The sequence below is a fragment of the Burkholderia sp. NRF60-BP8 genome (genome assembly GCF_001522585.2).
Taxonomy (GTDB): Bacteria; Pseudomonadota; Gammaproteobacteria; order Burkholderiales; family Burkholderiaceae; genus Burkholderia.
In genome coordinates this window covers 1,274,058-1,296,557 of record NZ_CP013372.1, presented here as the reverse complement: position 1 = coordinate 1,296,557, position 22,500 = coordinate 1,274,058, and the positions used below count along the sequence as shown (strand labels likewise).

General features: G+C 68.6%; 17 protein-coding genes. 10 read left to right on the top strand and 7 right to left on the bottom strand.

Translation table 11 applies throughout. The features are described from left to right. Positions 1-34: 34 nt before the first annotated feature. The gene (locus WS54_RS05920) at positions 35-1,687 is read right to left on the bottom strand and encodes an acyl-CoA synthetase (RefSeq protein WP_059783608.1); all 1,653 of its coding nucleotides are present in this window, start codon (positions 1,685-1,687) and stop codon (positions 35-37) included. A 168-nt stretch (positions 1,688-1,855) separates the two neighbouring features. On the opposite strand from WS54_RS05920, the gene WS54_RS05915 reads away from it, so the two are divergent. The 7 genes from WS54_RS05915 to WS54_RS05885 all read left to right on the top strand — a co-directional run bounded on the left by WS54_RS05915 (position 1,856) and on the right by WS54_RS05885 (position 11,716). Beyond that, positions 1,856-2,599 carry a Crp/Fnr family transcriptional regulator gene (locus WS54_RS05915; protein ID WP_059783610.1) on the top strand — a complete coding sequence of 248 codons (744 nt, stop codon included), beginning with the start codon at positions 1,856-1,858 and terminating at the stop codon, positions 2,597-2,599. Positions 2,600-2,784: 185 nt separating this feature from the next. Beyond that, a complete protein-coding gene (locus tag WS54_RS05910; protein ID WP_059783613.1) occupies positions 2,785-6,033 on the top strand; it encodes an efflux RND transporter permease subunit in 3,249 nt (1,082 codons plus the stop codon). 36 nt (positions 6,034-6,069) lie between these two features. Beyond that, positions 6,070-7,302 carry an efflux RND transporter periplasmic adaptor subunit gene (locus WS54_RS05905; protein ID WP_059783615.1) on the top strand — a complete coding sequence of 411 codons (1,233 nt, stop codon included), beginning with the start codon at positions 6,070-6,072 and terminating at the stop codon, positions 7,300-7,302. Positions 7,303-7,307: 5 nt separating this feature from the next. Beyond that, positions 7,308-8,819, top strand: a complete 1,512-nt coding sequence (locus WS54_RS05900; protein WP_059785031.1) for an efflux transporter outer membrane subunit — start codon at positions 7,308-7,310, stop codon at positions 8,817-8,819. A gap of 33 nt (positions 8,820-8,852) precedes the next feature. Then, a complete protein-coding gene (locus tag WS54_RS05895) occupies positions 8,853-9,548 on the top strand; it encodes a heavy metal response regulator transcription factor (protein ID WP_034204912.1) in 696 nt (231 codons plus the stop codon). Further along, entirely contained in the window at positions 9,545-11,029 is a 1,485-nt protein-coding gene (locus WS54_RS05890; protein ID WP_059783617.1) for a heavy metal sensor histidine kinase, read from the top strand. Before WS54_RS05895 ends, WS54_RS05890 begins: the two co-directional genes overlap by 4 nt. A 99-nt stretch (positions 11,030-11,128) precedes the next feature. Continuing rightward, complete coding sequence (locus tag WS54_RS05885) at positions 11,129-11,716, top strand: LysE family translocator (protein ID WP_034204914.1); 588 nt, start codon at positions 11,129-11,131, stop codon at positions 11,714-11,716. A 20-nt stretch (positions 11,717-11,736) separates the two neighbouring features. Here the strand turns inward: WS54_RS05885 and WS54_RS05880 are convergent, their stop codons facing one another. Then, positions 11,737-12,582 (bottom strand): AraC family transcriptional regulator, encoded by an 846-nt coding sequence (locus WS54_RS05880; RefSeq protein ID WP_059783620.1) that lies wholly within the window; start codon positions 12,580-12,582, stop codon positions 11,737-11,739. 362 nt (positions 12,583-12,944) lie between these two features. Between WS54_RS05880 and WS54_RS05870 the strand changes: the two genes are divergently transcribed. Then, a complete protein-coding gene (locus WS54_RS05870) occupies positions 12,945-13,739 on the top strand; it encodes an SDR family NAD(P)-dependent oxidoreductase (protein WP_059783623.1) in 795 nt (264 codons plus the stop codon). 39 nt (positions 13,740-13,778) lie between these two features. Here the strand turns inward: WS54_RS05870 and WS54_RS05865 are convergent, their stop codons facing one another. From WS54_RS05865 to WS54_RS05845, 5 genes are all read right to left on the bottom strand, one after another. Continuing rightward, entirely contained in the window at positions 13,779-14,153 is a 375-nt protein-coding gene (locus WS54_RS05865) for a hypothetical protein (protein ID WP_034204917.1), read from the bottom strand. A 224-nt stretch (positions 14,154-14,377) separates the two neighbouring features. Further along, complete coding sequence (locus WS54_RS05860; RefSeq protein ID WP_059783626.1) at positions 14,378-15,448, bottom strand: AI-2E family transporter; 1,071 nt, start codon at positions 15,446-15,448, stop codon at positions 14,378-14,380. A 115-nt stretch (positions 15,449-15,563) separates the two neighbouring features. After that, positions 15,564-16,673, bottom strand: a complete 1,110-nt coding sequence (locus WS54_RS05855) for an NADH:flavin oxidoreductase/NADH oxidase (protein ID WP_034204919.1) — start codon at positions 16,671-16,673, stop codon at positions 15,564-15,566. Positions 16,674-16,813: 140 nt separating this feature from the next. Then, a complete protein-coding gene (locus WS54_RS05850) occupies positions 16,814-17,500 on the bottom strand; it encodes a type 1 glutamine amidotransferase domain-containing protein (RefSeq protein ID WP_059783628.1) in 687 nt (228 codons plus the stop codon). Positions 17,501-17,860: 360 nt separating this feature from the next. Further along, positions 17,861-18,886, bottom strand: a complete 1,026-nt coding sequence (locus tag WS54_RS05845; protein WP_059783630.1) for a substrate-binding domain-containing protein — start codon at positions 18,884-18,886, stop codon at positions 17,861-17,863. Between the two features lie 196 nt (positions 18,887-19,082). On the opposite strand from WS54_RS05845, the gene WS54_RS05840 reads away from it, so the two are divergent. Both WS54_RS05840 and WS54_RS05835 read left to right on the top strand, forming a co-directional pair. Beyond that, complete coding sequence (locus tag WS54_RS05840; protein WP_059783632.1) at positions 19,083-20,666, top strand: glycoside hydrolase family 68 protein; 1,584 nt, start codon at positions 19,083-19,085, stop codon at positions 20,664-20,666. 196 nt (positions 20,667-20,862) lie between these two features. Continuing rightward, on the top strand, positions 20,863-22,500 hold the full coding sequence (locus WS54_RS05835) for a glycoside hydrolase family 32 protein (RefSeq protein WP_059783634.1): 1,638 nt from the start codon (positions 20,863-20,865) through the stop codon (positions 22,498-22,500).

Sequence of the window (22,500 nt, the reverse complement as noted above, 5' to 3'; positions counted from 1 at the left end):
CGACGCGCGGCGGCGCAAAGCCCGCCGCCTGCTTCTACTTCTTCTCGCCGGCCAGATCGATCGCCTTGTCCGAGCCGACCGCATGGCGCAACTGGAACTTCTGGATCTTGCCGGTCGACGTCTTCGGCAGCTCGCCGAAGCGCACGGCCTTCGGCACCTTGAAGCCCGCGAGCAGTTGCCGGCAGTGCGCGACGATCTCCTCCTCGGTCGCGCTCGCGCCTTCGCGCAGCTCGACGAACGCGCACGGCACCTCGCCCCATTTCGAGTCGGGCATCGCGACGACGGCCGCCACGGCGACGGCCGGATGGCGGTACAACGCGTCCTCGACCTCGATGCTCGAGATGTTCTCGCCGCCCGAGATGATGATGTCCTTCTTGCGATCCTTGATCCGGATATAGCCGTCCGGCATCAGCACCGCGAGATCGCCGGTATGGAACCAGCCGCCGTGAAACGCCTCGTCGGTCGCCTTCGAGTTCTTCAGGTAGCCCTTCATGCAGATGTTGCCGCGGAACATGATCTCGCCGAGCGTTTCGCCGTCGGCCGGCACCGGCGTCATCGTGTCGGGATCGAGCACCGTCGCGCCCGCTTCGAGGTGATAGCGCACGCCCTGGCGCGCATTGAGCCGCGCGCGTTCCTCGTCGGACGCCGCTTCCCAGTGCGCCTGCTTCGCGCAGACGGTCGCCGGGCCGTAGACCTCGGTCAGCCCGTACACGTGCAGCAGGTCGAAGCCGATCTCCTTCATCTTCGCGATCACGGCCGGCGCGGGCGCCGCGCCCGCGACCATCGCGTGCACCGTATGGTCGATGCCGTCGCGGAGCTCGGCCGGTGCGTTCGCGATCGCGCTCTGCACGATCGGCGCGCCGCAGTAGTGCGTGATGCGCTCGCGACGGATCAGGTCGAACACGGTCTTCGCGTCGAACTTGCGCAGGCACACGTTCACGCCCGCGCGCGCCGCGACGGCCCACGGGAAACACCAGCCGTTGCAGTGGAACATCGGCAGCGTCCACAGATACACCGCGTGCTTCGGCATGTCCCATTCGAGGATGTTGCTGATCGCCGCGAGATACGCGCCGCGATGGTGGTAGACGACGCCCTTCGGATCGCCCGTCGTGCCCGACGTGTAGTTCAGCGCGATCGCCTCCCATTCGTCGGCGGGCGGTATCCATGCGTAGTCGGGGTCGCCGCCGGCGACGAACGCCTCGTAGTCGGTCGCGCCCGCGAAACGGTCGGGATCCGCCGGCATCGCGTCGGCCACGCTGACGATCTTCAGGCCCGGCACCTCGAGCGCCGCACGGCGCGCGACTTCCGCGTATTCGGTGTCGACGATCAGCACCTTCGCCTCGCCGTGACGCAGCATGAACAGCACCGACGACACGTCGAGCCGCGTGTTGATCGTGTTCAGCACGGCGCCGGCCATCGGCACGCCGAAGTGCACCTCGACCATCGCCGGGATGTTCGGCAGCAGCGCCGCGACCGTGTCGCCGCGTGCGACGCCGGCCCGAGCGAGCGCACTCGCCAGTTGCTTTGCCCGCGTATGGGTTTCGCCCCACGTGCGCCGCACGTCGCCGTGCACGATCGCCGTGCGCTCGCCGTAGACTTCGGCCGCGCGGACCAGAAAATCGATCGGCGTGAGCGGGACGTAGTTGGCGTCGCGGCGGCCGAGCCCGGCCTCGAACATCTGCGTCATGATCCTGTCTCCCGTGTTCTGTCGACCGGGGCGCCTGCACCCCGGAGCGTTTTGATGTGGTTCAATTGCCGACAGCCTAACGGGCGCTATTGTGAGCCGTCTGTCGTCGAAACGACAGAGTGCCGCTCGAGCGCTGCGCGTTATCCCTATCCTCGCAAACCCGCACCCATGCACGACCACCCCGACGCGGCCGCCGACCCGGCCGACACGCTTCCCGAACCGGGCCCGCTGCCGCCGCTGGCGACGCTGTTCGGCCAGTGCGCGTGGTTCCGCACGCTGGCGCCCGAACACCAGGCGCTCGTGCTCGCCCAGTCGCACGTCGCGCAGTGCGAAGCCGGCGACGTGATCGCGCACCGGCTCGCGCCGTCCGCATACTGGATCGGCGTCCATCGGGGGCTGCTGAAGCTCGCGATCTTCAACGCGTCGGGACGCGGCTGCACGTTTTCCGGCGTGCCGTCGGGCGGCTGGTTCGGCGAAGGCAGCGTGATCAAGCGCGAGCGGCGCAAGTACGAGGTCGTCGCGATCCAGCGCTCGACCGTGCTGTTCGTGCCGGTCGACACGTTCCATGCGCTGCTCGACACGAGCCTGCCGTTCACACGCTTCGTGATTCATCAGTTGAACAACCGGATGGGCGAATTCATTGCGTCGATCCAGAACAGCAGGCTGCTCGATGTCGACGCACGGGTCGCGCAAGCGCTCGCGCAGCTCTTCAACCCCGCGCTGTACCCGGATACCGGCCCGTCGCTGTCGATCTCGCAGGAGGAACTGGGGATGCTCGTCGGCGTGTCGCGCCAGCGGATCAACCAGGCGCTGCAGCAGCTCGAGAAGCTCGGCGCGTTGCGGCTCGCGTACAACCAGATCGACGTCGTCGATCTCGACGCGCTCGCCCGCTTCGGCATGGAGCAGCTGTGAGCGCCGCCCGATGCGCGAAACCGCCGCCATCGCGGCGGGGCATTTCGTCCGCGGAATCGGCCGACGGCCGGCGCACCCCAACCTGACGATTCAGCCAGTTTCGCGACAGTAACCCGTGCCGGGCCGACGCCTATCATTCGGGTTCCCTTCACCGACGCCCGATCACCGCCTGTTCCGCCGCCTCCATGTGGATCGTCAATCTCGCGCTCAGGCGCCCCTACACGTTCATCGTCATGGCCATCATGATCGTGCTGGCCACCCCGCTTGCGCTGATGCGCACCCCGGTCGACGTGCTGCCCGCGATCAATATCCCGGTGATCAGCGTGATCTGGAATTACACCGGCTTCTCCGCGACGGAGATGACGAACCGCATCACGTCCGTGCATGAACGGATCCTGACGACGACCGTCAACAACATCCAGCACGTCGAATCGACGTCGCTGCCCGGCATCGCGGTCGTGAAGGTGTTCCTGCAACCGGGTGCGAACGTGCAGACGGCGATCGCGCAGACGGTCTCGTCCGCGCAGGCGATCGTGCGGCAGATGCCGCAGGGCGCGACGCCGCCGCTCGTGATCACCTATTCCGCGTCGAGCATTCCGGTGATCCAGCTCGGGCTGTCGAGCAAGACGCTCAGCGAACAGTCGCTCGCCGACATCGCGCTGAACTTCCTGCGCCCGCAACTGATCACGGTGCCGGGCGTGCAGATTCCGTTCCCGTACGGCGGGCGCACGCGCGTGGTCGCGATCGACCTCGATCCGCAGGCGCTGCTCGCGAAGGGCCTGACGCCGGCCGACATCGTCAACGCGGTCAACGCGCAGAACCTCGTGCTGCCGACCGGCACCGCGAAGATGGGCCAGACCGAGTACCGGATCGACACGAACGCGTCGGCCGATACGGTCGCCGACATCAACGACCTGCCGGTCCAGACCGTCAACGGCGCGACGACCTACCTGCGCGAGGTGGCGTCGGTACGCGACGGCTTCGCGCCGCAAACCAACGTCGTGCGCCAGAACGGCCAGCGCGGCGTGCTCATCTCGATCCTGAAAAGCGGCGACGCATCGACGCTCAAGGTCGTGTCGGACCTGAAGGCGCTGCTGCCGAAGGTGATCCCGACGCTGCCCGAGGGGCTCGCGATCACGCCGCTGTTCGACCAGTCGGTGTTCGTCGACGCGGCCGTCCAGGGCGTGATCCACGAGGCGCTGATCGCCGCCGTGCTGACCGCGATGATGATCCTGCTGTTCCTCGGCAACTGGCGCAGCACGCTGATCATCGCGATCTCGATCCCGCTGTCGATCTTCACGTCGCTGATCGCGCTGTCCGCGCTCGGCGAGACCATCAACATCATGACGCTCGGCGGCCTCGCGCTCGCGGTCGGCATTCTCGTCGACGATGCGACCGTCACGATCGAGAACATCGAGCGGCATCTGCATCTCGGCACGCGCCGGGCCGCCCCTGGCGTGCCGAGCAGCCCCCTCGGGGGGCAGCGACCGGAGGGAGCGTTGGGGTCGTCGTTCGGCACCAACCTGCACGACGCGATCCTCGAAGGCGCCGGCGAGATCGCGGTGCCCGCGCTCGTGTCGACGCTGTGCATCTGCATCGTGTTCGTGCCGATGTTCTTTCTGACCGGCGTCGCGCGTTTCCTGTTCGTGCCGCTCGCCGAAGCCGTGGTGTTCGCAATGCTCGCGTCGTACGTGCTGTCGCGCACGCTGGTGCCGACGCTCGCGATGCTGCTGTTCCGCCCGCAGCAGGCGAGCACCGGCTCCGGCCATTCCACGTCGCGCTTCGCACGCATTCATCACGCGTTCAACGCGGCGTTCGAACGGCTGCGCGCGTGGTACATCGTGCTGCTCAGCATCCTGCTCGTGCGCCGCCGCTTTTACGCGCTGTGCTTCCTCGGCTTCTGCGTGGCGTCGACGGGCCTCGTGTTCGTGCTCGGCCGCGACTTCTTCCCGAACGCCGATTCCGGCAACATCCGTCTGCACCTGCGCGCGCCGACCGGCTACCGGATCGAGGAAACCGCACGCCTCGCCGACCAGGTCGAGCGCGTGATCCGCGCCACCGTGCCGCCCGACGAACTCGGCGCGATCGTCGACAACCTCGGGCTGCCGGTGAGCGGCATCAACCTGTCGTACAGCAACGCCGGCACGATCGGCACGCTCGACGGCGAGCTGCTGATCGCGCTGAAGCCCGGCCACCGCGCGACCGGTCACTACGTGCAGACGCTGCGCACGTTGCTGCCGCAACGCTTCCCGGGCGTCGAGTTCTTCTTCCAGCCGTCGGACATCATCACGCAGATCCTCAACTTCGGGCAGCCGGCCGCGATCGACGTGCAAGTGCTCGGCAACGATCTCGCGAGTAACATGACCATTGCGAGCAACCTGATGAAAAAGATCAGGCAAATCCCCGGCGCCGTCGACGTGCACGTGCTGCAACGCAACGACGAGCCGACCCTGCTGGCCGACATGGACCGTACGCGCATGCAGCAGCTCAATCTCTCCGCCCAGAACGTCGCGCAGAACATGCTGATCTCGCTGTCGGGGAGTTCGCAGACAACGCCGTCGTTCTGGATCAACCCCCGCACCGGCGTCCAGTACCCGCTGCAGATCCAGACCCCGCAATACAACCTCTCGTCGGTCGACGACCTGCTCGGCACGCCGATCTCGGCCAGCGGCCGCACGGGCATGCCGCTGCAACTGCTCGGCAATCTGGTGCAGGTGCGCAGTGCCGCGAACCCGGCCGTGATCACGCACTTCAACATCCGCCCGGCGATCGACGTATACGTGAGCGTCGAGGGCCGCGATCTCGGCGCGGTCGCGGGCGAGATCGACCGCATCGTCGCGGACGCGCGCGCGACGCTGCCGCGCGGCACCAGCCTCGCGATGCGCGGCCAGATCGAGACGATGCGCACGTCGTATCTCGGCCTCGGCGCGGGCGTCGCGATGGCGATCATGCTCGTCTATCTGCTGATCGTCGTCAATTTCCAGTCGTGGCTCGACCCGCTGATCATCGTCAGCGCGATGCCGGCCGCGCTCGCCGGCATCGCGTGGATGCTGTTCGTCACGGGCACGCACCTGAGCGTGCCCGCGTTGACGGGCGCGATCATGACGGTCGGCGTCGCGACCGCGAACAGCATTCTCGTCGTGTCGTTCGCGCGGCAACGCCTCGCGGACGGCGCGCCGCCGCTCACGGCCGCGCTGGAGGCCGGCGCGACACGGATCCGGCCGGTGCTGATGACGGCGCTCGCGATGATCATCGGGATGGTGCCGATGGCGCTCGGCCTCGGCGAAGGCGCCGAGCAAAACGCGCCGCTCGGCCGCGCGGTGATCGGCGGGCTGCTGTTCGCGACCGTTTCGACCTTGCTGTTCGTGCCGCTCGTGTTCGGCGGCGTGCATACGCGGCTGGCCCGGCGGCGCGCGCGCCGGGCCGGACACTGACTTTCGCCCCACTACCCGGTTGAATTGGTTGAATTCATGGAAGAGAAACATCACAGCGCCGTCGGCATTCAGGTGGACGAACACGGCATGCACCTGCCGGCGCGCGCGTCGGTGTCGCGACGCGCGCGCCTCGTCGCGATCGTGATCGGCGTGCTGCTGGCCGCCGGCGCCGCGCGTACGCTCATCGTCAACGGGCTGAACCGCAACCGGCTCGACGCGGTCGCCGCGCAGAACACGCGCCAGTACGTGAGCGTCGCGCATCCGGTCGACGCGGCCACCGGCGGCAAGCTGACGCTGCCCGGCACGCTGCGCGGCTTCGTCGAGGCGCCGATCTATGCGCGCGCGAGCGGCTACGTGCTGCGCTGGCATGCCGACATCGGCGCGCACGTGAAGCAAGGGCAAACGCTCGCCGAACTCGACACGCCGGAACTGAACCAGGAACTGGCGCAAGCCACCGCGCAGCGCCAGCAGGCGCAAGCCGCGCTCGCGCTCGCGAAGACGTCGTTCGACCGCGCGCAGCAGTTGCGCCAGCGCGATGCCGTGTCGCAACAGGAGCTCGACGACCGGCAAGGCGCGTTCAACCAGGGCGCCGCGAACCTCGCCGCGGCCGATGCGAACATGCGCCGCCTCACCGAGCTGAAGGGCTTCCAGCGGATCGTCGCGCCGATCGACGGGATCGTCACGCAGCGCAACGTCGACGTCGGCGATCTCGTCAATTCCGGCAACGCGGGCCGCTCGCTGTTTTCGGTCGTGCAGGCCGACCGGCTGCGGCTGTACGTGCAGGTGCCGCAGGCGTATGCGCAGCAGGTGAAGGTCGGCCAGCACGTGAGCGTCGCGCAGGCCGAGCTGCCCGGGCGGACGTTCGACGGCACGATCACGCGCACGTCCGAGGCGATCGACGTCGCGACGCGTTCGCTGCAGATCGAGATCACGCTGCCGAACCCGGACGGGCGGCTGCTGCCCGGCGCGTACGTGCAGGCGACGCTGCCGATGACGCCGGTCGGCCGCCTGCAGGTGCCGGCCAATACGCTGCTGTTCCGCGCCGAAGGCCCGACGGTCGCGACCGTCGATGCGAACGGCCATGTGCATCTGAAAGCCGTGACCATCGCGCGCACGATCGGGCAGACGCTCGAAGTCGACGGCCCGCTGACGCCGAGCGACCGCCTCGTCGAAAACCCGAGCGACGCGCTCGCGAACGGCGACACGGTCGTCGTGCAGGCGGCGCCGGCCGCGAAGCCGGCATCCGCGGTCGCCGGAGCGAAGTCGTGAGCGCGATGCGCACGCGCCTGTGCCCGGCCGCGATCGGCGCCGTCGCGATCATCGCGGCGGCCGCCCTCGCCGGCTGCACGGTCGGCCCGGATTACCGGCGCCCGGCCGTCGACACGCCGGCCGCGTGGCGGCTCGACCCGGCCGACGCGTACTGGCATCCGGCCGCGCCGGCCCGCGCGCCGCTCGATCCGGCCTGGTGGACCGCGTTCGGCGACGCACAGCTCGACGCGCTGGAAACCGACGCGCTGCGCAACAACCAGAACCTGAAGGCGGTGGCCGCGCGCTACGACCAGGCGAAGGCGACGCTCGCATCGGTGGCGTCCGCGCAATATCCGGCCGTCGGCCTGAACGCGAGCGGCCAGCGCTTCAAGATCTCCGCCGACCGGCCGCAGACCAACTACGCGACGAAGAGCATGTCGACCGTGCAGAACGAGATCCAGGTCGGCGCGGCGGTCAGCTACGAACTCGACCTGTTCGGCCGCGTGCGACGCGGCGTCGAAGCCGCGCAGGCCAGCTCCGAGCAGGCGCGCGACGATTTCGCGAACGCGCGCCTCGTGCTGAGCGCCGATCTCGCGTCGAGCTATTTCGCGTTGCGCGAACTCGACACCGAGATCGACGTGGTCAAGCGCTCGATCGAGCTGCAGCAGAAGGCGCTCGACTACGTGAGCGCGCGCCACGACCTCGGCGCGGTGTCGGGCCTCGATCTGTTGCAGCAGCGCGCGCAGCTCGACGCGACGCGCACGCAGGCACAGCTGCTGATCCAGCAGCGCGCGCAGGTCGAAACCGCGATCGCGACGCTGGTCGGCACGCCGGCCCCCGCCTTCTCGCTGCCGCCGCGCGTGGTGCCGATCAACGCGCCGGCGCTGCCGACCGGCATGCCGAGCGACCTGCTGCAGCGGCGCCCCGACGTCGCGTCGGCCGAGCGCGCGATGGCCGCCGCGAATGCGCAGATCGGCGTCGCGCGCGCCGCGTATTTCCCGCGCATCGCGCTGTCGCCGGACATCGGCTGGGACGCGACGCGCTTCGCGGGCCTGTTCACCGTGCCGGCGCTGCTGTGGTCGGTCGGCGGGTCGCTCAGTCAGCCGCTGTTCGAAGGCGGCAAGCTGAAGGCCGGCGTCGATTTCGCGCAGGCCGGCTACGTGGCCGCGCAGGCCAGCTACCGGCAGACCGTGCTCACCGCGTTCCAGGAGGTGCAAAATGCGGTGACCGGCCTGTCGGTGCTGGCGCAGGCGGCGCAGCAGGCTTCCGCGGCCGTCGACGACGCGCGCAAGCTCGTCTCGCTCGCGCAGGACCGTTACGCGGGCGGCCTGACGCCGTTCATCGACGTGCTGACGGCCCAGCAGCAGTTGCTGACGAGCGAGCGCCAGGCCGTGCAGATCCAGGGTCAGCGCGCGGCGCTCGTCGTGTTTCTCGCGAAGGCGCTCGGCGGCGGCTGGGACGGCGGTGCGGCGAACGCCCCCGCGCCGTCCGACGTCGCGTCGGCGGCCCCGCAGCGCAGCGCGGGCGTCGGCCCTTGACCCGCCCTTAACCCGGTTACGCGGACAACGAACATGAAAGTACTGATCGTCGAAGACGAACCGAAAGTCGTCGAATACCTGAAGAGCGGCCTGACCGAGGAAGGCTGGGTCGTCGACACCGCGCTCGACGGCGAGGACGGCGCGTGGAAGGCCGTCGAATTCGATTACGACGTGGTCGTGCTCGACGTGATGCTACCGAAGCTCGACGGCTTCGGCGTGCTGCGTGCGTTGCGCGCGCAGAAGCAGACGCCCGTGATCATGCTGACCGCGCGCGATCGCGTCGACGACCGCGTGCGAGGCTTGCGCGGCGGCGCCGACGACTACCTGACCAAGCCCTTCTCGTTCCTCGAACTGATCGAACGGCTGCGGGCGCTCACGCGCCGCGCGCGCGTGCAGGAATCGACGCTGATCTCGATCGGCGACCTGCGCGTCGACCTGATCGGCCGCCGCGCGACCCGCGACGGCGCGCGGCTCGATCTGACCGCTCAGGAATTCCAGTTGCTCGGCGTGCTCGCGCGGCGCAGCGGCGAGGTGCTGTCGAAAACGACCATCGCCGAACTCGTGTGGGACGTGAACTTCGACAGCAACGCGAACGTCGTCGAGACGGCGATCAAGCGCCTGCGCGCGAAACTCGACGGCCCGTTCGCGGACAAGCTGCTGCACACGATCCGCGGCATGGGCTACGTGCTCGAGGCGCGCGAGGAAGGCGACACGGAGAAGCACGCATGAAACGCTCGATCGCCCTGCGCCTGTCGGCGATGTTCGGCATCGTGTCGCTACTCGTGTTCACGCTGGTCGGCTGCGGGCTGTTCGTGATGATGGAGCGCCAACTGCTCGCCGAGCTGCGTGCGACGATCGACACGCGCGCGAAGGTCGCGCAGATGATCGTGTCGCATGCGACAACAGCCGCGCGCGGCCGCCTGATGCAGGAAAAACTCGCCGACCTCGAACCGCCCGACGGATCGACGCGCTATCAGGTCGACAGCCCCGACGCCGATTTCCGCTTCGGCCATCCGGTCGACGGCGTGCCCGACGGCAAACCGTTCGGCGCGTTCCAACAGTACGCGCTCAACAACAGCAGCTACAACGTGATGACGAAGACCATCGCGATCGCGGGCAGCGGCGAGCGTCCGGACGTGAAGCTGATCGTCGCGTCGTCGTGCGAGCGCACCCAGCGGATGCTGCGCCGTTTCGCGTGGACGCTGGCCGCGCTGATCGCAACGGCCACCGTCGTCACGCTGCTGTTGAGTCGCGCGGTCGCGCGCTTCGGGCTCGCGCCGCTCGACCGGCTGTCGCAGGACGCGGCAAGCGTGAGCGCGACGAACCGCCGCCAGCGGCTGCACACCGACGCGCTGCCGACCGAGCTGCGCGATCTCGCGACGTCGTTCAACGGCGCGCTCGAACGGATCCAGCAAACCTACGCACGGCTCGAAGCGTTCAACGCGGACGTCGCGCACGAATTGCGTACGCCGATCAGCATCCTGATCGGCCAGACCCAGGTTGCGCTGACGAGCCGCGACCGCTCGGTCGAGCGGATGCGCCAGACGCTGCAGTCGAACCTCGAGGAATTCGAGCGGCTGCGCGTGATCATCAACGACATGCTGTTCCTGTCGCGCAGCGACCGCGGCGAACGCGCGACCGACCTGAAGGACGTATCGCTCGCCGACGAGGTGCGGCGCATGCTCGACTTCCTCGAAATCCCGCTCGACGAGGCGCAGTTGCGCGCCGAATTGCACGGCGACGCGCGTGCGGCCGTCGATCCGTCGCTGTTCCGCCGCGCGATGACGAACCTGCTGATCAACGCGATCCAGCATTCGGCGCCGGGCGCGACGCTGAACGTGACGATCACGCGCCGCGACACGCTCGTCGAGATGGCCGTGTCGAACCCCGGCGAGCCGATCGACCCGGTGCGGCGCTCGCACGTGTTCGAGCGCTTCTACCGGCTCGAGGAAGCGCGCGCGAACAGCAAGGAAAACCACGGGCTCGGGCTGTCGATCGTCAAGGCCGTGGCCGAGATGCATGGTGGCGGCGTGTTCGTCTCGTGCTCGGGCGGCGTCAACACGTTCGGCTTCTCGGTGTCGACGCAGCCCTGGTCGGGCGGGCCGCCGCGTCCGGCCGACGCCGTCGGCCCGGCCGATCCCGCCGGTGCCGCCGATTCGGCCGATCCGCGCGGCGCGCGGCCGGCGCACGCGCCACGCGCGTTGCACTGACGGCGGCCGCGCGCCGCCGAGGGCAGTTTTCTTCAATACGGGCCGACGCGGCGCCCGTAGTCTCGATGCGACTTTCGACATGTCGCATGGAGACACCCTATGAGCATGCTGGTTTCGATGGCCGCGTTCGCGCTCGCCTCGTCGATCACCCCCGGTCCCGTCAACATCGTCGCGCTCAGCGCGGGCGCACGCCACGGTCTCGGCGCGAGCCTGCGCTACGCGGCCGGCGCAACGCTCGGCTTCGTCGCGCTGTTCCTGCTGATCGGCCTCGGCCTGCACGCGGCGCTCGCGCGCTGGCCGATGCTGACGACGGCCACGCAGTGGTCGGGGATCGCGTTCCTGCTGTACATGGCGCTGCGGCTCGCGCTCGACGACGGCCGACTGTCGGCCGAGCCGGACGTAGCCGGCCCGTCGGCCGCGGCGGGCGCGGCGATGCAGTGGCTCAATCCGAAGGCATGGCTCGCGTGCGTGGCCGCGATGGGTGCGTACGCGGCCGACGGCGATCGCGCGCAGATCTGGCAATTCGCCGCGCTGTATCTGGTGATCTGCTTCGCATCGATCGCATGCTGGGGCTATGCGGGCGCGTCGCTGCGGCACCGGCTCGCGAACGCGCGACGCATGCGCGTGTTCAACCGGCTGATGGCGTTGCTGCTCGCGGGCAGTGCGCTGTTTCTACTCGACGTGTAGCGAGCTGGCCGCGGCTGCGTTCAGCGCATGGCGCTGCGGTACTGCCCGGGCGTCGCGGCCGCGATCCGCCGGAATGCGCGCTGGAAATGCGCCTGGTCCGCAAAGCCGGCGTCGAGCGCGACTTCGGCGATCGGCCGGCCGCGGCGCAGTTCGGTGCGGCCGTACTGCACGCGCCGATCGATCAGGAACGCGTGCGGCGTCATCCCGTAACGCGCATTGAACGCGCGGATCAGGTACGACGGCGACAGGTCGGCCGCCGCGCAGATCGCATCGAGCGTGACGGCCTCGCGGCAATGGGCGGCGATGTAGTCGGCCGCGCGCGCGAGCTTCGCGTTGTCGTCGCCCGGCCGCGAATCGGGCAGTTCGCGATCGAGCGCGCCGTGCAGCGCCGTGAAGAATTCGACCGCCGCGCTCTCCTTGCCGAGCGCGTCGATGCCGGGCGACACGAGCGTGCGGTAGAAGCCGCCAAATTGCGCGAACAGATCGCCGCGCTCGGTCAACTTCGGCGAAAATCCGTGAAAATCGCGATTCGGATCGCGGCCCAGCGCGTGCTGCAGGCGCGCGAGCCACGGCACGTCGACATAGACCATCCGGTACGCCCACGCGTCGGGGCCGTACGGGTTGCATGCGTGCACCTGCTCCGGATCGATGATCACGAGCACGCCGCGCCCGACGTGTGCGTTCGTCGCACCGTTCACGTACGTGCTCGTGCCGCCGACGATCGCGCCCACCGAAAACGTGTCGTGCGTGTGCTTCGCGTAGCAGATCGCGCGCCCGTCGTCGACGGTGCGCGCCTCGATGAACGGCAGCGCGGTATCGCGCCAGAACGGCGACGGTACGACGGATCGGTTGGCAATGCGGCTCACGCGGCGGGCTCCCGGGTCGGACGACGAACGCTCACCGTACAAGACTGTGCAGCGCCGCGCAACCGCCCCGCCGGCTTCGACGTTCGGCGCGATTGCACGCGCGAAACCGATCGCGGCACAATCCTGCCCCGCCGAAGCTTCGACACAAGATGCGGAGCATGTCGCGCTGACGCGATAACAGCCCCCGCCCTCGCTTGCAGGCATGCCGCCTGCTCGGGCGCTCGAGCCGAGAGGATCGGCTTCGCATCGACGCCGCGGACACGCTCGCGACATGGCCGATCGACCGGAATTTGCCTAAGCTTTGAATTCCGTCCGCCGCGGCACGCGCGGCGGTTCCCGTTCACTCTTCCCCCGTCACGCTCATGCAGATCGATCTGAAAGGCAAGACCGCGGTCGTCACCGCTTCCACCGCCGGCATCGGGCTCGCGATCGCCGAAGGGCTCGCGCGCGCCGGCGCGCACGTCGTCGTCAACGGCCGCAGCGATGCGTCGGTGCAGTCCGCGCTCGAGAAACTGCGCGACGCCGTGCCCGGCGCACGCTTCGACGGCGTCGCCGCCGACCTGTCCGACGCGGCCGGCGTCGCGCGCGTCACGCAGCACACGCCGGATGCCGACATTCTCGTCAACAATGCGGGCATCTACGGCCTGAAGGCATTCTTCGACATCGACGACGCCGAATGGGAACATTATTTCCAGATCAACGTGATGTCCGGCGTGCGGCTCGCGCGGCATTACCTGAAAGGCATGATCGAACGCAATGCCGGGCGCATCGTGTTCATTTCGTCGGAATCGGGCCTGAACATCCCCGTCGACATGATTCATTACGGGTTCACGAAAACCGCGCAGTTGTCGATCGCTCGCGGCCTGGCGAAGCTTGCGGCCGGGACCCGCGTGACCGTCAATTCGGTGCTGCCGGGGCCGACGATGTCGGAAGGCGTGCGCGCAATGCTGAAGGCGCAGGCCGACGAAACGGGCCGCAGCATCGACGACGTCGCAGTGGAATTCGTGCGCAGCGAGCGCGCGAGCTCGATCATCCGGCGACCGGCGACGACGGAGGAAGTCGCGAACCTGGTCGTGTACGTCTGCTCGCCGCAGGCGTCGGCGACGACCGGCGCGGCGTTGCGCGTCGACGGCGGCGTGGTCGACACGATAGCGTGACGGCAGCATCACGCACTCGCGCGGCGCGCGGCCGCCGCTCTATCGCGACGCGCTCTTGCCCGCCTGAAGCGCGCCCTTGCGATCGGCGTCCATGCAGGTATCGAAGCCGTACTGCGTGACGACGCCGGCCTTGTCGAACACGACGAAGTACGGCCGGTGATCGTTGCCGTGCTCGATGAAGTAGTTGTAGCAGACGCCGCTGCCGTTGCGGACCATCCAGACGCTGCGCGGGTTGCCGGCGGCGCGGACGACGTCGGCGCGCGTCGCGCCGTGCCGTGACGCGGCCCGCGCAAGCGGCGTGCGCGAATACGAGAACGGCAGCCACGAGTCGAACCACGCACAGCCATGCAACATCAGGCAGCTGGCGGCCAGGGACAGCGTCGCTGCGGGACGGGACATCGAAATCAATCGCATGCTCGGGAAATCTGCTGCGCCGTACCGGCGTGATCGAAAGCCCCATGCTACTCGACCTTTGGGTCCGGATCGAAAAGAAATGTAGAGATCTTTATCCGGATCTCTGCATTTGCGCGTCTTCGCGGCGACGGCCGAATCGTCATCGATCGTCGCAGACGATGCGCCGGTGCGCGCGCATCCGCGCCGCTGCACCGGCGCATCGACCCGTGCAGCGGCATGCGCGATCAGGCGATCCATTCGGTCCACAGCATCGTCAGCACCGTCATCAGCGCAGGCCCGACGAACAGCCCGATCAGGCCGAACGTCTCGGCGCCGCCGAGGATGCCGAACAGCACGAGCAGGAACGGTAGCCGCGTCGACCCGCCGATCAGCACCGGCCGCACGAAATGCTCGGCGACGAACACGACGACGAACCCGAGCGCCGCCACCACGACGGCCCACATGGTCGCCCCCTGCACGAACAGCCAGAGCGCCGCGCCGCAGAACACGACCGGCGCGCAGAACGGCAGCATCGCGGCGACCGCCGTGACGAGCCCGAGCAGCGCGGCGTGCGGCACGCCGGCGAATGCGTAGGCGACGCCGAGCAACGCCCCCTCGCCGAGCCCGACGACGACGAGCCCGGTCACCGTGCCGTACACGGCCGCGACCATGCGCTCGATCAGTTCCGCGCCGTTGCGCCCGAACGCGCGCCGCGCGCCCTGCAGCAGCGCGCCCGACAGCTTGTGGCCGGCGCGCAGGATCACGAACAGCGTGACGAGCATGAAACCGAATTCGAGCAGCACATGCGCGAGCTTCGTGCCGAATTGCCGGCCGAACGCGAGGAATTTCTCGCCGTTGACGCCATGCATCGCGGTGGCCGCATGCAGCGGATGGCCGAGATTGGCCTGCCACCATTCGGTGATCTGCGCGGCGCCGTACGGCAAGCGGCCGACCACGTCAGGCAGCGGAATGCCGTTGTCCTGGACCGTGCGCAGCCACTCGCGCAGGTCGTGCGCCTGCGCGATCGCCTGGGCCGTCGCGACGGCCACCGGCAGCACGACGAGCAGCGAAATCGCCGCCGTGATGACGGTCGCGATCAACGTCGGCCGATCGCGGAACAGCCGGTGCGATTCGAAGCGTTTCAGCAGCGGCCACATCGCGATCGCGATCACGCAGGCCCATGCGATGGCGGGGATGAAGTCGCGGATCACCCACAGCGCGAGCACCAGCAGCGCCGCATACAGCGCGACGCGGGCGATCTGCTGCGCGCGCGGCCGCGCGGCGGAATCGTGAGACGACGGGACATGTGCGCCCATGGCACCTCTGTCGAAATGAAAAAATGGCGGCTCGCCCAGGCAACCGGCCTGGACGAACCGCCATTCTATCCATCGGCGCCGGATCGGCGGCCCGCGCGACGTCGACGCGCCCCGTTCAGGCGGCCTTGTCGGCGATCCGGTAGCGCTCGAGCCAGTGCGCGTACGGCGCGGGCAGCGTCCACGACGGACGTTCGACGCCGAGCTGCTTGGCCGCGTAGTACGGCCAGTGCGGGTCGGCCAGGTGCGCGCGGCCGACCATCACGAGATCGAGCTGCGCTTGCTCGATCACGCGGTTCGCCAGTTGCGGCGTGTCGATTCCCCACGCGGACGACACCGGCAGCCCGGCCTCGCGACGCACGCGCTCGGCGATCGGCGCGAGAAACGCGGGGCCCCATGGAATCTGCGCGGCAGGCGTCGAGAAGCCGATCGACACGCTCAACATGTCGAGCCCTTCCCGCTTCATCCGCTGCGTGAGCGCGATCGACTCGGCGAGCGTCTCTTCGTCGCGGCCGTCGTATTCGATCACGCCCAGGCGCGCGGTCAGCGGCAGATGCTCGGGCCACACCTTGCGAACGGCCGCGAGCGTGTCGACGAGAAAGCGGCCGCGGTTTTCGGCCGAACCGCCGTATTCGTCGGTGCGCTGGTTCGAATGCACCGAGAAGAAGCTCTGGCCGAGATAGCCGTGCGCGAAGTGCAATTCGAGCCATTCGAAACCGAGGTCGCGCGCACGCCGCGCCGCGGCGACGAAGTCGGCCTGCACGCGGGCGATGTCGTCGTGCGTCATTTCACGCGGCACCTTCGGCAGGTGCGCACCGAACGGCACCGCCGACGGCGCGATGGTCTGCCAGCCGCGCGGATCGCCGTCGGCGATATGGTCGTCGCCTTCCCACGGACGGTTCGCGCTCGCCTTGCGGCCTGCATGCGCGATCTGGATGCCGGGCACCGCGCCGGCCGCCTTGATCGCCGCGACCGACGGCGCGAACGCGTCGGCCTGCGCGTCGTTCCACAACCCCGCGCAGCCCGGCGTGATGCGCCCTTCCGGCGACACGGCCGTCGCCTCCGCGATCACGAGGCCCGCGCCGCCGCGCGCGATGCCGGCCAGATGCACGTGATGCCAGTCGTTGACGACGCCGTCCTCGGCGACGTACTGGCACATCGGCGGCACCGCGATGCGGTTGCGCAGCGTGACATCCTTGAGTTTGAACGGTTCGAACAGGGCAGACATCCACGACTCCTTTGCTGGGTTCTACGAAACGGATGGGATGCGCGGTGCGGAGCGCACGGCGCGACGATGCGGGCCGTCGGCGGACCGGCTGCGCCCGACGACGGCAAGGAAACGGCGCCGGCCCGGCCGGCGCCATGCGCTTAGCGGTGGCCGAGCTTCGCGAGCAGCGCCTCGGCCGCGGGCGCCGACGACGCGGGGTTCTGCCCGGTGATCAGCAGCCCGTCGGTGACGACATGCGGCGCCCAGTCGGCGCTGCGCTCGAATGCCGCGCCGTTGGTCTTCAACATGTCCTCGACGAGGAACGGCACGACTTCGGTCAGCTCGACGGCCGCTTCCTCGCTGTTGGTGAAACCCGTCGCGCGCTTGCCGCGCACGACCGACTCGCCGGTCTGCGGGTTCTTCACGTGACGCAGTACGCCCGGTGCGTGGCAGACCGCCGCGACCGGCTTGCCGGCCGCGAGCATGCGCTCGATCAGGCCGATCGAATGCAGATCCTCGGCGAGATCCCACAGCGGGCCGTGGCCGCCCGGGTAGAACACGGCGTCGTAGTCGTCCGCCGACACCTCGGCCAGCTTGCGCGTCGACGCGAGTTCGGCCTTGGCCGCCGCATCGGCGTCGAAGCGGCGCGTCGCGTCGGTCTGGGCGGTCGGATCGCTGCTCTTCGGGTCGAGCGGCGGCTGGCCGCCCTTCGGCGACGCGAGCGTCAGCTCGATGCCCGCATCCTTGAACGTGTAGTACGGCGCGGCCAGTTCCTCGAGCCAGAAGCCGGTTTTCTTGCCGGTGTCGCCCAGCGCATCGTGCGAGGTCAGGACAACCAGAATCTTCATGATCGGACACTCCTTCGAAAATGAACGGGGAACGGGGCCGCGCGTCGGCACGGCGCGCCTGTCGGTTAGTCACCCAGCGGGCGGCAACGTGCGATCCATTCGTCCGCATGCGATATACGCCTATTAGACCAGTCGTCTAGAAGCGGCCGAAATAAAACGACGGCGTCCCGCTGCATGAACCTGCCAGGAACGTCGCCGCATTCACGAGGACGGATGATATCCCCGGATTAGACCGGTCGTCTAGAAGAACGCGTATTCGCCCCTGCCATCGTCATGGCTTTTCGACGGGGCGCGCAGTCCGGCATCGCCATCGCCGCCTGCCGCCGTCCCGCCGCCCTGCCGTGCGCCGGCCACCGCCGGCTACCCGCGCAACGGACCGTCCGTATCGCCCGCCTCGATTGCCGGCGCTTCGAGCCGCTGATCGCACACGCCGTCGTCCAGCAGCCGCAGCATCAGTTCCGCCAGCGTGCGTCCCGATGCATGCCCGGTCGGCTGCATGACCGCCGTGACACGGTACGGATGCGCGATATCCGGCGGCACGCCGTCATAGACGATCAGCGACATGTCCGCGCCCAGGCGCAATCCGCTGTCGACCAGCGCGCGAAACGCGCCGCCGCCCGCGATGTTGTTGTCGACCAGCAGCGCGGTCGGCGGCTCGGTGTGCGCGAGCAACGCCCGCGCCGCCTGCAGCCCGCCGTCGTGCGTAAACGGGCACTCGACGAGCAGCGCCGGCTGCGTGTCGATACCGGCTTCGCGCAATGCCGACAGATAACCGGCGCGCCGCTGCGCGGCGAAATTCAGCGTCAGCGGCGCGCTGATCATCGCGATGCGCCGATGCCCGAAGCCGATCAGCCGGCGCACCGCGTCGCGCGCGCCCGCCTCGTTGTCGAAGTCGAACCACGCATACGGGCCGGCCGCCTGCGTGCGGCCGTACGCGACGTACGGAAACGCGCTCGCCCGCAGGTACGCGATACGCGGGTCGTCCGCCAGCGTGCGCGCGACGATCAGCCCGTCGACGAGCTTGCCGTCGACGATGCGCCGATAGGTGTCCAGTTCCGCGTTCGGTCGCGCCGACGCGATGATGAAATCGAGATTGCGCTCGGCGAGCCGCTCGGTGATGCCCGCGACGACTTCGCCAAAGCGCGGATCGCCGAGATCGCCGGCGCCGAACGGGTAGACGATCCCGATCATGTCGGCCCGCCCGGTCGCGAGCCGGCGCGCGGTCGGATCGGCCACGTAGCCCATTTCCCGCGCGGCTTTCGCCACGCGCTCGCGCGTCGCCTCGCTGACATCGTCGTAGCCGTTCAACGCACGGCTGACCGTCGTCCGCGACAGCCCGAGCGCGTCCGACAGCGCCTTCAGATTCACCTTCCCCGTCACCGTCATCCCTCGCAGTCGCCGATCCGCCCGGCCGCCCGAACACTCGGACGCGCCGACCGGGTAATTATTTCCATTGGGTAATGATTACCGTCAAATAAATATCTTTTGCGTTCCAAACCGGTTTGAAATAGCATCCAAACCGGTTTGGACATCGATGCCCACTCAGCCGTTCACTTTCAACTATCCAGGAAACGACGACGAGATGACATACTTTCCCCTTTTCCGCCCGACCGCGGCCAAACGTTTGCTGCTCGCTGGCGGCGCACTCGCCGCCTTCGCGTCCGTCGCGCACGCGCAGTCCGGCGGCACGGGCGCGCCGATGCCCACGCCCCATACGCAGCAGGCCTACGATCCCGAAGGCAATTTCACGATGCGCTGGACGCGGGCGGACATCCGCCAGATCGTCGCGCAATCGCACACCGCCGGCGCCGACAGGAATTCGCTGCCGCAAGCGCTGACGATGCCGGACATCCCGCAGGATTTCCCGCTGATCAACTCGAACGTGTGGGTATGGGACACGTGGCCGCTGGCCGACCTGCGCGCGAACCAGCTCAGCTACAAGGGCTGGGAGGTGATCTTCTCGCTCACCGCCGATCCGCACGCCGGCTACACGTTCGACGACCGTCACGTCCACGCCCGCATCGGCTTCTTCTATCGCCGCGCCGGCATCCCCGCGTCGCAACGCCCGGCGAACGGCGGCTGGACCTGGGGCGGCCACCTGTTCCCGGACGGTGCGAGCGTCAAGGTGTTCGGCACCGCACCAATGACCAACAACGCCGAATGGTCGGGCTCCGCGCGCCTCACCAACGGCGACAACGTCAGCCTCTACTACACCGCGACGTCGTTCAACCGCTCGGCCCCCGGCGGCGCAGACATCACGCCGCCGCAGGCGATCATCACGCGCGCCGACGGCCACATCCACGCCGACGACAAGCACGTGTGGTTCACCGGCTTCGACGATCACAGGGCGCTGCTTGAACCGGACGGCAACTACTACCAGACCGGCCAGCAGAACACCTACTTCTCGTTCCGCGATCCGTTCGTGTTCACCGATCCCGCCCATCCGGGCAAGACCTACATGGTGTTCGAAGGCAATACCGGCGGCCCGCGCGGCGCACGCACCTGCACCGAGGCCGATCTCGGCTATGCGCCGAACGATCCGAACCGGGAAGATCTCAACGCGGTGATGAATTCGGGCGCAGTGTATCAAAAGGCCAACGTCGGCCTTGCGGTCGCGACGAATCCGCAACTGACCCAGTGGAAGTTCCTGCCGCCGATCCTGTCGGCGAACTGCGTCGACGACCAGACCGAGCGTCCGCAGATCTATCTGAAGGACGGCAAGTACTACCTGTTCACGATCAGCCACCGCACGACGATGGCGGCCGGCGTCGACGGCCCGGACGGCGTGTACGGATTCGTCGGCAACGGCATCCGCAGCGACTTCCTGCCGCTGAACGGCGGCAGCGGCCTCGTGCTGGGCAACCCGACCGACTTCTCCGCGCCGGCCGGCGCACCGTATTCGCAGGACCCGAACCAGAACCCGCGCGAATTCCAGTCGTATTCGCACTACGTGATGCCGGGCGGGCTCGTCGAGTCGTTCATCGATGCGATCGGCCCGCGCCGCGGCGGCACGCTCGCGCCGACGGTGAAGGTCAACATCAACGGCACGTCGACGGCGGTCGACCGCACGTACGGACGCGGCGGTCTCGGCGGCTACGGCGACATCCCCGCGAACCTGCCGGCGACGGGCGCCGGCCACGACGGCGGCCCGGGCACCCGTCCGTAACGGCGGCGGCAATCAGGACAACCAACGATAACGATCGTCTCTGAAGGCACGAGGTTCAGGAGGCGCGTATCGCGCGTGTCGCGTGTGCGCCTCCTCTTTTTTATTTCGACTTTTCTTTCGACCATCGCGCATGCCGCCGTTGCAGCCGGCCTGCGCCCTCCTTTCCCGCTTCGTCCGACGAAGCGCCTGGCCCCGCATGAAATCGACGTCTTTTCGCTGTTCCGTCCGCCTCGTCCGGCTGCTGCTCGTCTGCATGGCCTGCACGCAGGCCGCCGCCGCGCCATGCCACACGCCGGCCGAAAACGGCACGCCGCAATGGCGGCCCGCCCTCCACTACACGCCGCAGCGCAACTGGATGAACGACCCGAACGGGCTCGTCTACGAGAACGGCCGCTATCACCTGTTCTATCAGTACAACCCGCTCGGCAACGACTGGGGCAACATGTCGTGGGGCCACGCGATCAGCACCGATCTCGTCCACTGGCGCGAGCAGCCGGTCGCGATGCGCGCGAACGCCACCGAGGAAATCTTCTCCGGCTCGATCGTCGCCGATACCCTGAACACGTCCGGCCTCGGCAAACCGGGCCACACGCCGCTCGTCGCGCTCTATACGAGCGTCTACAAGCCCGGCTCGGGTCACGCACCCGGCATACAGGCCCAGTCGCTCGCGTACAGCCTCGATCGGGGCACGACGTGGCAGCCGTACGCGCACAACCCGGTGCTGACGCTCGATCCGGAATCGAAGCAATTTCGCGACCCGAAAGTGTCGTGGTATGCGCCGGGCGGCTACTGGTTGATGACGACGGTCGTCGCCGATGCGCAGGTCGTGAAGCTCTATCGTTCGGACGACCTGATCCACTGGTCGTTCCTGAGCGATTTCACGCTGCCGGACGTGCCGCATGCGGGCGCGCTGTGGGAAATGCCCGATCTCGTCCCGCTGCCGCTCGACGGCGATCCCCGCCGCATCAAGTGGGTGATGATCGTCAACGTGAATCCGTGGTCGATCGCCGGCGGCTCCGGCGCGATGTATTTCGTCGGCGACTTCGACGGCCGCACGTTCGTGCCCAACCGCGTCGCGCCGAGCGGCTCGGATCCCGCGCAATTCCGCTGGGTCGATCACGGCGCCGATTTCTATGCGGCCGGCACGTTCTCCGGCGCGCCCGGCGCCCGGCCGGTCGCGATCGCATGGATGAGCAACTGGGATTACGCGGCAAAGGCGCCGACCGCCCCATGGCGCGGCGCGACCACGCTGCCGCGCGAACTGTCGCTGAAGACGATCGACGGCGAGCCGAGACTCGTCGTCGCACCCGCCGCCGCCTTCGACGCATGGGCCGACGGCCGGCCCGCCGTGCATGAAGGCGACGTCACGGTCGACTCCGCTACCCGGGTGCTGTCGGCCGCCACGCGCGGCGTCGTCCAGCGCATCACCGTGACGATCTCGCCGCAGCGTGCCGCGCGCGCGGGGCTGATCGTCCGGCGCTCGGGCGACGGCTCGATCGGCACCCGGATCGTGTACGACACTGCGAAGCGCACGCTGACGCTCGACCGCTCGCAATCCGGCGAAGCGAATTTCGTCGGCACGTTCAGCCGCGAGCACATCGTCGATCTGCCGCTCGAACACGGGCAACTGCGGCTCGAGATCGTCGTCGATCGCGGGTCGGTCGAAGTCTTCGCGAACGGCGGCCGCGTAGCGCTGACGGACCTGATCTTTCCGCCGCTCGATGCGGATCGCGTGGCCGTGTTCGCCGAGCAAGGCCGCGCGACGTTCGCGGGGTTGACGGTGACGCAACTGGAAACCGGCGACGCCGCGCGCGGCGCGTGTGCATCCCGCTAG